This window comes from Clostridium omnivorum, assembly GCF_026012015.1.
Lineage (GTDB): Bacteria > Bacillota > Clostridia > Clostridiales > Clostridiaceae > Clostridium_AX > Clostridium_AX omnivorum.
Window position 1 is genome coordinate 1759793 of the sequence record NZ_BRXR01000001.1, and the last position, 12198, is coordinate 1771990.

16 protein-coding genes are annotated in these 12198 nt (G+C 31.0%); 13 read left to right on the forward strand and 3 right to left on the reverse strand.

What is annotated here, in order from left to right; genetic code table 11:
- Positions 1 to 196 precede the first annotated feature (196 nt).
- From bsdE14_RS08195 to bsdE14_RS08250, 12 genes are all read left to right on the forward strand, one after another.
- Complete coding sequence (locus tag bsdE14_RS08195; protein WP_264849442.1) at positions 197 to 1633, forward strand: MFS transporter; 1437 nt, start codon at positions 197 to 199, stop codon at positions 1631 to 1633.
- Between the two features lie 407 nt (positions 1634 to 2040).
- Positions 2041 to 2844: an alpha/beta fold hydrolase gene (locus bsdE14_RS08200; RefSeq protein WP_264849443.1), complete on the forward strand. Its 804-nt coding sequence runs from the start codon at positions 2041 to 2043 to the stop codon at positions 2842 to 2844.
- A gap of 46 nt (positions 2845 to 2890) precedes the next feature.
- On the forward strand, positions 2891 to 3514 hold the full coding sequence (locus bsdE14_RS08205) for a class I SAM-dependent methyltransferase (protein ID WP_264849444.1): 624 nt from the start codon (positions 2891 to 2893) through the stop codon (positions 3512 to 3514).
- A gap of 38 nt (positions 3515 to 3552) precedes the next feature.
- Entirely contained in the window at positions 3553 to 4032 is a 480-nt protein-coding gene (locus bsdE14_RS08210; RefSeq protein ID WP_264849445.1) for an NUDIX hydrolase, read from the forward strand.
- A 469-nt stretch (positions 4033 to 4501) separates the two neighbouring features.
- Positions 4502 to 4744, forward strand: coding sequence for a hypothetical protein (locus bsdE14_RS08215; RefSeq protein WP_264849446.1), 243 nt, complete (start codon positions 4502 to 4504; stop codon positions 4742 to 4744).
- Between the two features lie 296 nt (positions 4745 to 5040).
- Positions 5041 to 5397: a hypothetical protein gene (locus bsdE14_RS08220; RefSeq protein WP_264849447.1), complete on the forward strand. Its 357-nt coding sequence runs from the start codon at positions 5041 to 5043 to the stop codon at positions 5395 to 5397.
- A gap of 260 nt (positions 5398 to 5657) precedes the next feature.
- Positions 5658 to 6176: a nucleotidyltransferase domain-containing protein gene (locus tag bsdE14_RS08225; protein ID WP_264849448.1), complete on the forward strand. Its 519-nt coding sequence runs from the start codon at positions 5658 to 5660 to the stop codon at positions 6174 to 6176.
- A gap of 167 nt (positions 6177 to 6343) precedes the next feature.
- Positions 6344 to 6517, forward strand: a complete 174-nt coding sequence (locus bsdE14_RS08230) for a hypothetical protein (RefSeq protein ID WP_264849449.1) — start codon at positions 6344 to 6346, stop codon at positions 6515 to 6517.
- A 121-nt stretch (positions 6518 to 6638) separates the two neighbouring features.
- Positions 6639 to 7502 carry a YitT family protein gene (locus bsdE14_RS08235; RefSeq protein ID WP_264849450.1) on the forward strand — a complete coding sequence of 288 codons (864 nt, stop codon included), beginning with the start codon at positions 6639 to 6641 and terminating at the stop codon, positions 7500 to 7502.
- 316 nt (positions 7503 to 7818) lie between these two features.
- On the forward strand, positions 7819 to 7992 hold the full coding sequence (locus bsdE14_RS08240; RefSeq protein ID WP_264849451.1) for a DUF2281 domain-containing protein: 174 nt from the start codon (positions 7819 to 7821) through the stop codon (positions 7990 to 7992).
- Positions 7992 to 8366 (forward strand): type II toxin-antitoxin system death-on-curing family toxin, encoded by a 375-nt coding sequence (locus tag bsdE14_RS08245; protein WP_264849452.1) that lies wholly within the window; start codon positions 7992 to 7994, stop codon positions 8364 to 8366. Before bsdE14_RS08240 ends, bsdE14_RS08245 begins: the two co-directional genes overlap by 1 nt.
- 350 nt (positions 8367 to 8716) lie before the next feature.
- The gene (locus bsdE14_RS08250; RefSeq protein ID WP_264849453.1) at positions 8717 to 9190 is read left to right on the forward strand and encodes an NUDIX hydrolase; all 474 of its coding nucleotides are present in this window, start codon (positions 8717 to 8719) and stop codon (positions 9188 to 9190) included.
- A gap of 37 nt (positions 9191 to 9227) precedes the next feature.
- Here the strand turns inward: bsdE14_RS08250 and bsdE14_RS08255 are convergent, their stop codons facing one another.
- From bsdE14_RS08255 to bsdE14_RS08265, 3 genes are all read right to left on the reverse strand, one after another.
- Positions 9228 to 9350, reverse strand: a complete 123-nt coding sequence (locus tag bsdE14_RS08255; RefSeq protein WP_264849454.1) for a hypothetical protein — start codon at positions 9348 to 9350, stop codon at positions 9228 to 9230.
- 15 nt (positions 9351 to 9365) lie between these two features.
- Positions 9366 to 9938, reverse strand: coding sequence for an HD domain-containing protein (locus tag bsdE14_RS08260; protein ID WP_264849455.1), 573 nt, complete (start codon positions 9936 to 9938; stop codon positions 9366 to 9368).
- Positions 9939 to 10096: 158 nt separating this feature from the next.
- Positions 10097 to 10744: a Crp/Fnr family transcriptional regulator gene (locus bsdE14_RS08265; RefSeq protein ID WP_264849456.1), complete on the reverse strand. Its 648-nt coding sequence runs from the start codon at positions 10742 to 10744 to the stop codon at positions 10097 to 10099.
- A 185-nt stretch (positions 10745 to 10929) separates the two neighbouring features.
- On the opposite strand from bsdE14_RS08265, the gene bsdE14_RS08270 reads away from it, so the two are divergent.
- Entirely contained in the window at positions 10930 to 12117 is a 1188-nt protein-coding gene (locus bsdE14_RS08270) for a pyridoxal phosphate-dependent aminotransferase (protein ID WP_264849457.1), read from the forward strand.
- Positions 12118 to 12198: the final 81 nt, after the last annotated feature.

A 12198-nucleotide genomic window follows, 5' to 3' on the forward strand; every position in this document is an offset into this window, starting at 1 on the left:
GTATTGAGGATTCACTATTTTGACACATGTATAAGTTAAACTTTGTAATTTAAGGCCTTTAAGATAGAAATATTTTTTTGCCCATAGTGTATAGTACCTATACACTATAAAATAACATAATGGCATGTTTAAATTTCTGCTTTATATTGCAATGAAAAAAATATATTAAATTTTCATAACACTGGAGGTAGCAGCTATGATTAATAATGAAACTAATATAAGTATAGACAGCAAAGCAAATGATCCATCACGCCTATCATTACGCTTGCGAATTATTTTAGCAATTGTTCTTATTGCAAATACTCTTGACTTAATGGACTCAACAATAACCAATATTGCAGCTCCATCAATTGTTAATGATATCGGAGGTGGACAATCACTGATAAAGTGGCTAGGTGCTAGTTATGCATTGGCAATTGGTGTTTTGCTTGTTATTGGAGGCAGATTAGGGGATAGGTATGGTAAAAGGAAGATGTATTTAACAGGCATAGCCGGCTTTACAATTGCTTCTGCAATATGTGGCCTAGCAGTTAACCCAACAATGATTATAGCGGGAAGGCTCATTCAGGGCAGCTTCGGGGCATTACTTATTCCTCAGGGAGTAAGTATTCTAATGGCTACCTTTTCTCGCGAACAATTGCCAAAAGCTTTTAGTGCTTTCGGACCTATTATGGGACTCGCATCGATTTGCGGACCTATTGTTGCTGGATTAATTATCGACGCTAATATCGGTGGCCTTCACTGGAGGCCCATGTTCCTTATTAATATCTCCTTTGGCATAATTGGCTTTATTGCAGCATTGAAAGTGCTGCCCCATGACAAAGCCAACTCTGATGAGAAGCTTGACATTATAGGCTCCCTATTATTAGGCCTTATGATGCTTGGACTTATTTACGGATTAATTGAAGGCTCCACTAATGGTTGGAGGGCTCTACCAATTACATGTATTATTGGAGGGATTGTAATGTCTGTGGCTTTCGGGTTTCGTCAAAAATATGCCGCTAATCCTTTAATAAAACCAACCCTTTTATCCAACAAGGGATTTACATCAGGGTTATTGATGGAACTTGGGTTTTTCGCTGTTTTAAATGGATTTGTATATGTAATATCTCTATTTTTTCAACTAATACTTCACTTCACTCCATCCAAAGCAGCAATTGGTATGACGCCAATAGCAATTGGAATTATTATTTCTTCTTTAATTTGCAGGCCGCTGCTCACTACTCTTGGACGTAAACTTGTGGCCTTAGGACTGTTAACTACTTTAGCCGGCACTCTTAGCCTATTTGCAATAATTTCTATTAAAGGTGCCACAGTAAGTATCTTGATAGGTGTCCCTGCTATTTTCGTTCTAGGCCTCGGTATGGGAGCATGCATTAGTAGTATTTATGATATTGCTATTGGTGATGTCTCACAGGAGGAAACAGGCAGTGCAAGTGGTTCCCTGAGCGCAATACAGCAGCTTGCAGCTGCTATAGGTTCAGCCATAATAACAACCATATTTTTTAATGTTTCTGAAAAATCAGGAGGGGCTAGTGCAATGACTACATGCATCTTGGTAGTTGCCGGCATTATTGTACTTTGTTTGGGACTTGTAGGTTTGCTGCCTAAAACAAAAGCTAAAGAGAAGTAAATCAATATGCTGCTTAACTGAGTCAACTAAAAATGATTGTCCAATCACTAAATAGAAAAGCATATGTGGAAAAGGGGGAATCCGCATATGCTTACTATTTTTTGATTCTATATTAAAAGGGGGAACTTTTAATTTATATGTGTATCAGAAGTTTTACTTCCTTCTATGTTTTAAATTATACATATGGATTATTGCAAAAATATCAAGGTTTTGTGTGAAGTTAATGTGATTTTTATAAGCAGCTATAACCTAGGAGTTAATATAAATTTAATCACTAGGCTTTAGGAAAAAATATACATAGTATGGTATAATTACCTTAAATTATATTTGCTAAACTATTATGAATCAATTAATGGTTTATTTTTTTAATTTTAAATACAATCCAAAAGAATTAATGGGGGGGTACAATGTTTATAAAAAAGAAAAAATTAAGTTTAATAATTCTTTCAACTGTACTATTAATTGGCATATTAGTTATATGCTCAGTATTTGGTGTATTTAAGCCCAAGGAATCTATATTAGATACAAGAACTATAAATGGTAAGATTGATATTGGTGGATATGGTTTAAATGTTAATTGTGTTGGAAAAGGAAAGCCAACTGTACTATTTGAATCAGGTCTAGGTAAGTACAATTTAAACTGGGATTTAGTACAGCCAGAAATTGCAAAAATTACAAGAACATTTTCTTACGATAGAGCTGGACTTGGATATAGTGACCCTGATGAAAATAACCTACACAAAACCAGCTTAGATCAAGTTCATGAGCTACATACCCTTTTAGAGAAGGCAAATGTTAAGGGTCCTTATATTATAGTTGCGCATTCAATCGGAGGCTATAATGCAAGATTATTTGCTGGTACATATCCTGATGAAGTTAGTGGTATTTTATTTCTTGACTGCACACCTTCAGATAAGTATGATGTTTTTAACAAAGAAGAATCAGGGTATTTAGCCGACCTAGCTAAACTTGAGCCCCATCTAGATGTTGTAGAAAGTGGCAATCAAGTAAAAGAAATAACAAAAAAAGACACACTTAGAAATGTTCCAATAACAGTAATTTCAGCCGTAAATTCTTCATTAGAATATCTGGATTTATCAGATAAAAGCAAACTAGTTTCAAGTGATGGCAGTGGTCATTACATACAGATAGAAAAAGAATGGATAGTAATCGATGCTATAAAAGATCTAATTAAAACTGTACGTAAATAATTTATAAATTACTAAATAGAAAAGCATTTGTGGAAAGGAAGTAAAAATGGAAGTTTTAAACAAGGGTGCAATATATGATAAGATAGTCCAAGAAAAATCAGGAGATGAACTTGGATTATTTGATAAATATGAAGACACCTTCTTAAAGATAAGAGGAAAAATAATAGAACATGATATAAAAAACATAATTGATTTTGGGTGTGGCACAGGTAATTTATGCGGTCCTCTAAGTGAAAAAATCAATGTTATAGGAATTGATAAGAATTCTGAAATGCTTCAAGAAGGTAAAAGGAAATACCCTAAAATGAATTTTATTGAAAATAGCATTTTAGATATATCAAATATAAAAGAAAAAGCTGACATTGTAGTATCCTCCTATGTGTTACATGGGCTAACTGAAGAAGATCAGCAAAAGGCACTCCTTAATATGTTTTTACTTAGCAAAAATAAAAGGGCTATATTAATAGACTTTATGTTTGAAAATATGAAATCAAAACAACAATGTACAGCAAATCTATTAAAAAGTAACAGAGAAGATTTATGGAGCTTCATAGAAAGCAAACATTTTTTTATTGTAGAAGATTTAAAAGAATATATAGCTAAGCTTAATTTAAAAATTACATTTGAACATGTTGTAAATTTCACATGGATTGCAGAAATCTATAAATAGGAATTCTAAAAAAATCTAAATAAAAGGAGTATTATATTATGAATTATCCAGTACATATTGTTGCTGTTGGTGGATTAATAGAAAATGAAGAAGGCCAAATTCTTATGATAAAAAGTCCTGATAGAGGATGGGAAATTCCAGGAGGACAAGTAGAAGCTGGTGAAACTCTTACCGATGCATTAAAGAGAGAAGTAAAAGAAGAGACTGGCATAGATATTGAAGTTGGTGATTTAAGGGCAGTTCATTCTAATATAACAAAGAGAGTTCAGCCTGATGGAGTTAGCCCTATTGGATCAATCGTAAGCTTTGGTTTTACCGGTAGAGCTGTTTCAGGTGAATTAACCACAAGTGATGAAAGTCTTGAAGTGACTTGGGTAAATCGAGAAAAAATATTAGACCTAATCGATGAAGATTTTATGAGAGATAAGGTTAGATATATGCTAAATAACGATGGTAAAGTTGCTTATGTTGTTTTTTCACGTAATCCATATATTCTTCATGAAGTACAATATCTTTAAGATTAATACTAGATAGGAAAAATTTGAAATGTTGAATAAGTCATTAGAAGAAAATACTGAAAAGAACCTTATTAATCAAAAATAGAAAAGCATATGTGGAAAGGGGGAATCCAAATATGCTTACTATTTTTTGATTTTATATTAAAAGGGGGAACTTTTAATTTTTATATCTCTTAGAAGTTTGTTTTCCTTCTATGTTTTAAATTATACATATTGATTATTACAAAAGTATCAAGGTTTTATGTGAAATTAATGTGATTTTTAATTGCTGCTGCAATATGGATTTCGATATAAAATTAATTAACGAACTCCAGTAAAAAATATACATTATATAGTATAATTACCTTAGAGCATGTTGGTTTAAACAAATTGGATGGAACAACATAGAAATGTAAGCTACAGATTATTTATATATTAGGCATATATAAATTCTAAATAAAAGCAATCTTTAAGAAAAAGGAGAAAAAAAATGATACCACTAGGAAACGCACTTATTCTTTTAGCACTTGTAATGGCTCTATTTTTATCTGTTATTGCAATAATACGAGGGTATAAAGGCATGAAGATGAGCAAACGTTTTGATACAGCTGATAAGAAAATAAAAGTTGGTTATTGGCTGCTTTCTGCCATACACATGTGGGTGAGCATTTTAATAACTTTGTGTTATTTAATTGCAGGAGTATTGATTTTAAATAAATTAAAAGGGATGTGATAGGATGGGCTTTTTAATTTTTCTACCGTTTATTGGGGCTATAATCGGATTCATTATTTTTCTTATTTGTTTTATAGGAATATGTCTGATAATTATCGGTAGCACAGGTATAGCAATGAATAAAATATACTTGAAACAGATGAAAACAAAAAATAGTGTATCACAATCTTTATTTAATATGAGCTCAATAATTTTAGGAATTATATTTATATTATTCCCTTTAGGGTATGTTTTATCTGGTATTATTTCTTCATTAGCATCAAAATAATATAGGTATATATCAACGGAGGAAACCTATGTCAAGTTGTTCAATTAACGTAATAATCATTATAGCTTTTGCAATCTTGTGCATTATAGCAAATATGCTTTTTTATAAGTGGTTTACAAACTACTCAAACTCTTTTTGGAGCATATTTATTTTAGTTATTACTTGTATAATTATTTTCTTTTTATGGGCTATATTGGATAAGGTTCTCTTACCAGAGTATAGGGATTATTTTTCAAAACAGTGGTACTACAGCTCAAAGCACATTAAACCATTCACTTCAAGCACTATATCTGATAGTATATTTTTCACATTTTTCACTTTAGGCGCAATAATTTCTGTAATTATTCAAAGTATCATTTGGAGATATAAGAATAATAGCAGATAACTAATTAATCTTTAGGTGTTTTTTTCTTACGTTTTCTCCCCTTACTCCATTCTTTCTCCAATCGAAGGTTTTATATAGGCTTTCATAACGCAACTATTAAGGAAGTTAATTAATGGATAAAAAATTATAGCAAGAGGTTTTCAATGAAAAATGAAATAATGGAATTAGAACTATGACTAATTCATAAGTTTCTTTCAAAATGACACGTTAGTAAAGACTTTACATTTGAATATTAGTTTTAGGTTAGAAAGGAAACTATTATGATTAACTTTGAAATAGATTATCCTTCATCGAAATATAGAAATTATATTGAAGCTGTTTATAATTTTTGTAAAAGCAATGGGCTTTCAATGATTTTAAAGGGATCTTTGGCAAAAGGTACAGCAACAAAATTTTCTGATATTGACCTAATAATTTTAGGCAATATTAATAGTTCTAAAGTTGATGAACTTATTTCACTCTATGGCAATCCTGTAATGACTAATTTTACTGAGAATCCTAAAGGTATATTAATCTTAGTTTATCAGGACAATATTTCTGTAGATTTGGACTTAAGAGAAACAATCTCACAACAAGATTTGCAAGACAGTATAGTTATTTTAAAATATGATATAAACTTTATCATAGATAATAAAGAAATTATAAGAAAGCAGGTAAAATCTGAGTATATATCTAATAGACCTGAATGGTATAAGACATTAAGGTTATTGCATAGAGGAATCATTAAGTATCTATCCAATAAAACCGATAGCGCATATGAATTATTAGAGGAAATTTAAGAGAGTCTTACTTCATTACAAATTACTGATTTAAATTTCAATGGTAACTTCGAATATGATATAAAATGTATTTTCAATAAGTTTTGTAATACCTTTGAAGTGGATTCACAAATAAAAATTCTATTTAATAACCTCTTCAAAGAATTTAAGAAGTAAGCTTTTTATAAATGAAAGGTTGTAAGTTTGCTGCTTTGAGTAAAAGCCAAATTGAATTTAAAGACTGGTCAAGTGATAGCAAGCAAATGGTTGTTAGTGCTTCAAGACATTATATACATTTATATTCTCCAGATATAATAAATAAATCAATATTGGATTTACAGATAAATTTAATTATCCACTAAGGTTAGCAATCAATTCTGATTTATTAAAGGCTAACCACTTTGTTATAACTATAGATAAAATACAAAATACTTTAATTATATCTCAGAATTAATTATTCTATAAACCATAGAGGAGATTAGTATGACATTTAATACAATATTTAATAAGCAAAATATTAAGAATACAATTTTAGCCATAGTAGGATGTTTATTATCGGCTATAGGTGTAAACATGTTTTTAGTTAATGCAAAACTATTTAGTGGAGGTGTTTCCGGTATAGCAATTTTAGTACAGTATGCTTTTAAGATTCCTGCTGGATATACGGTGCTGCTAGTTAATATTCCTTTACTAGCATTAAGTTATAAAGAGTTAAATAAAAGGTTTACTGTGTATAGTATAATTGGGACCTTTTCCTTATCATTGTTTTTAGTACTGACTAAAAATTTAAGTAGTATTCTTACTGTACATGATACACTTTTATTTTGTGTATATGGAGGGGTAATAACTGGTATTGGAGCAGGATTAGCATATTCAAACCACGGTTCAGAAGGTGGTATGAATATAGTAGTAATGCTGGTTAAAAAGAAATATGACAGTTTTGATGTAGGTCAATTAGGTTTTATCGTAAACTGTATAATAGTATTTATAGGGATGCTGCTAAATGGAATAACTATTGCATTATACACGTTAATGAGCATGTATATAGCAGGTTTTGTAACAGATAAGTTAATTCATGGTTTATCAAAGAAGAAGGTATTACTTATAATTTCAGACAAAGAGGATGAAATTTGTGAGTATATAGCAAAACACATGCACCGTGAGGCCACCATTCTAGATGGAAAGTCGCTTACTGGTAGTGAAAGAAAAATTTTATATTGCATAGTACATATATCGAGATTACCTGAGTTTAAATATTCAGTGAAGAAAATAGATAAGGATGCTTTGATTTCCATAATAGATGCTGCAGAGGTAGATGGAAACGGATTTGATTCAAGTATTTTATAAGGATTAATAAAAGATGCTCTTATATGTTATACTTCAAAACAAAATATGAGCCTGGATCATTCACTTGTATTGGAATACTGTAAATACATGAAAAGCAAGATAGGATTGTAGCAATATTTAATTCAGGACTCTCTTTCAAAATATGGCATAGATAAAATATAATAAATGAAAAAATTTATTTGAGTGAAAAATGATAATAGAGAATAAAATACGTTATGTCACATTAAAATAAGTTAATACTTATAATTGTGAATGACTTAATATATTATATTAGTGTATAATATAAACAAATAATTTTATGATCGAGGTGAAATAAGTGAGTCTAGCTGAAAAACTTATAAGAGATTTTGAAGAACTGCCAGAAACTCAAAAAAGAGAAGTTATAGATTTTGTTGAGTTCTTGAAAATAAAAAATCAAAAGAGTTTAGAAAAAATGATGGACGAAGTTATAGTTGAAAATAAAGAAGCACTAGATGAACTTGCAAAGTAATGGAACTTTTGGACATAGAAAATATCATATTATTTCACAAAAAAATTGTAAGCAAAACTGGCGGAAGTGAAGGCATAAGAGATTTAGGCTTGATAGAGAGTGCTTTAAATAGAGCACTTATGACTTTTGATGGAAAAGAATTATATGAAAGCCCAGAAATGAAAATATATGTTATTGCATACGGCCTTATAAGTAATCATGGATTTGTAGATGGCAACAAAAGAATAGGCATTGCAGTTATGATATTGTTACTAAAGATGAATGCTATAATGATAACTTATATTCAGCAGGAGTTAATCGTTTTGGGATTAGCTGTTGCAGAAGGTAAATTCAAAGAAAAAGATATTTTGGAATGGATAGAGAGACATAAATAATAAGGTGGTTCTACCTTATTATTTTTTGTTATATAGTTGGGAACTGCAATTAATCAATGTACCTTAAGTGGTCAACTATTATTAAATCTATTTGAGAATATTATCGGTTTTATATAGTCTTTCATCACTCAACTATTAAAAAGGTTAATTTTATGACTTAGTTCTATTAAATGATTTGAAGAGTGAAATATATAAACAAGGAACTAAAATATAATACTATTTTCTTTTATGCAGGGGGTGTATATTTCTTCTTATTATAATTCTCAATCTTCTTTAAACAGTCTATTGAGGAAAATAGAATTGTTCCTAATTCACTAATTAGAACATATACGAAAGGAACCAGCGAGAAAATGAACTATGTAAAATACTTACGGGATAAAATAGGCCATGATGTAATAAATCTTACGGGAGTAAATGTATTAATAATAAATGAAAACAATCAAATTTTGCTTCAAAGAAGGGGAACATACCCATTTAAGTGGGGATTGATTGGAGGAATTACAGAGCTAGGTGAAGCCCTTGAAGATACTGCAATCAGAGAAGCAAAAGAAGAAACAGGATTGGACATCAAAGATTTAAGTCTACTAGGAACAACATCCGGAGAGAAATGTTATATCCATTTTCCAAATGAGGATAAAGCATATTTTATAACTGTTGGTTATATAACTAAAAGCTTTAGTGGAGAGTTAATGGTTGATGGCTTGGAAACTAAGGAATTAAAATTTTTTAGTTATGAGGATTTACCTAATAATATACCTGATAGTCACAGAATATTTTTGGATAAATATTTTAATGGTAAAGCTTCGATTAAAGAAGCAGATTAATATATGAAAGCAGCTCTTTGGAAGCTTAACAAAAGACTTAGCAAGAAACTCTAATTGATAAGCTAGCCTCTAATTTTTCAATCAAAAGGGTATTTTTCTTTCTTACGTTTTCTCCCCTTACTCCATTCTCATCTAAGTCAAATTCATAATCAGCTGCCATTTCAAAAAATGCGGCTTACCCCTTCAAAATAACTTTGGCACTTTCATACTTGTCCTTAATTATTTCTTTAGCTTCAGGACATAATTTATTAAAACTTCTTTCAAGCTTTTTACTTACCCAATCAGCACCTTCACTTATCTCCATTCCCTTATTGCAGTATGCAAGGTGCAATAGTGATGGCACTTGATCTATGTGAGCCATAGCATCAGCACTTGCAAGGCATTCTGATTCTTTAGTAGTTCTTTCTAGAGGCACACTTCCCCTATGCTGGATAATACATTCTTTAACTATATCCATTTTTTCTTCCGGATAATTGAACTCTTTTAAAATTCTTTCAGCCTCAACTGCTCCATAAATATGGTGTTCTTTATACATTGAGTAATCCTTTACTGCTGCATAATCATGTAACAACGCTGCTATTTCTACTATTTCCTCATCAGCTCCAAGCCTTTCAGCCATTAATTTTGAATACTTAACTACTGCAGTAACATGATGAGTCCAGCCACCATACCCGAATACATTAGTTTCTCTCTTATATGCTTCCTGTACAATATTTGAAATTGATTGTATTAGCTCCTCTGAGTTCAAAATAATTCCCCCTCTTTACTTATATTTATTCTATAAGTAAAGTTTACCAAACATACGTTCTTATGTCAAATAAAAAATATTAGGCTTCACCCGGCGGTTCAAATGAAAAAGTAAATTCCAGATGTAAGAGTAAATTCAATGCTCTCACCTCAAGTATACTACTCTAAGAATCCAGATAAACCTTGTCTATCTACTATTATTACTTTTTTATATTTAATCTTAACATAACCAAGCTTACTAAAATGGTTTAATATTTTAGTAGTTGTGACTCGATTTAAGCCTACACAAAGTGCTATTTCTTCATGAGAATAAGGAACACAATCTTCACTTATATTTCTATCTTTACTAGCATTGGCTGTTTCCTGCAGTAAAAAATCAGCAACTTTTTCATAGCGATTATAAAAGTATGACTGATTAAGTAGACTTGCCAACCGGTTACAGGTATTAGAAAGTAATTGAAAAAGTAAAATCGTTAACTCTTTTGATTCACTTAAATAAGGATACATCTCTTCTAGTGAACAAGAAATAAGTTCAACGTCATTAACTGCACTTACAGTAGTTGGTCGTTTTGATTGTTGTATAAAAGATGATTCTCCAAAAACCCTGCCCTTTTCAACTATTTCTAGTGTAGCTTCATCACCATATTTTGAAACATAATATACTCGTACGCGGCCCTTTTTTATTAAATACAGACTTGTTGCATTATCGCCCTGCATATAGATTATGTCATTTTTATGATAGGTTACTGCTTGACCAACTTTTTCAAAATAACAAAACAATTCATCAGGTATTTTTATCATCTTCATATATTCACCTTCTTTTATAAAAATTGTAACATAGGTCACATTTCTATTTCAAGGATTATGTTATCATTAATTATATATAATAACATAAAAGTAAAAATTATACTCACCTATCATACTATACGCATCACTACACAAAAAGCAGATTGGGTATTAATTTTAATCTTCTTTAAAGGAGTGCAAATGTAATGGTATCAAAAGAAATGTATGAGTTAGGAGCAAAACGCTCAGTAATTAGAGAATTGTTTGAGTACGGAAAGCAGCAGGCAGCAGTTGTTGGCAAAGAAAATGTATTCGATTTCAGTCTAGGAAATCCAACAGTTCCAGCACCAGAATGTGTAAAAGATGCGATTCTAGAATTGCTAGCTTCGTCAAGGTCGGAAGAAATCCATGGGTATACTTCAGCACAAGGTGACTTGGAAATAAGAAGAGGACTTGCTGACTATATGAGCAACACATTTAACTGTCAGCTAAAAGCAGAGAATTTTTACATGACCTGTGGTGCAGCTGCTTCATTAAGTATTACACTAAGGGCCCTTACCGAAAGCCCTCAAGATGAATTTATTATTATTGCACCTTATTTTCCAGAGTATCAAATTTTTATTAGATGTGCAGGTGCAAAGGTTGTAGTAATTCCAGCAGACACTGAAAAATTCCAAATTCAAATGAGTTTATTAGAAAAAGCTATCACACCAAACACTAAGGGAATTATAATAAATTCTCCTAATAATCCCTCTGGTGTTGTTTATTCAGAAAAAACCTTAAAGGCTTTGGCAGATTTATTAAAAAAGAAATCCACAGAATATCAAAAACCTTTATATCTCATATCAGATGAGCCCTATAGAGAAATAGTTTATGACAACCTGCAGATACCATACGTTCCAGCTTATTATGAAAATACAATTATATGTTACTCATACAGTAAATCACTTTCACTTCCAGGAGAAAGAATAGGTTATATCTTGGTAGCTGACTCTGTAGAAAATGCTAAAGATATATATACAGCCATATGTGGTGCTGGGCGCTCTCTTGGGTATGTATGTGCCCCAAGCATGTTTCAGAAAATTGTTTTAAAGTGTCTTGGAAAAACGTCAGATATAGAACTATACGATGCAAATAGAAAACTGTTATACAATGGACTTAGTAAAATGGGTTATCAATGTGTTAATCCAGACGGTGCATTTTACCTGTTTGTTAAATCACCAGAAGAAAATGCTGTAAACTTTTCTGAAAATGCAAAGAAGTTTAATCTTCTTATTGTGCCAGGAGATGATTTTGGCTGCCCAGGCTATGTAAGAATTTCTTATTGTGTGGACCCAGCTATGATAAAAAGATCTCTTGATGCATTTCAAAAGTTAATAAATTTATATAATTAGTTGAAAATGCATGGAGGACTTACCTTTAAAGGTAAGTCCTTAAATATTGCTAATTATTAAATTTTAACGATAAGGTTTTGA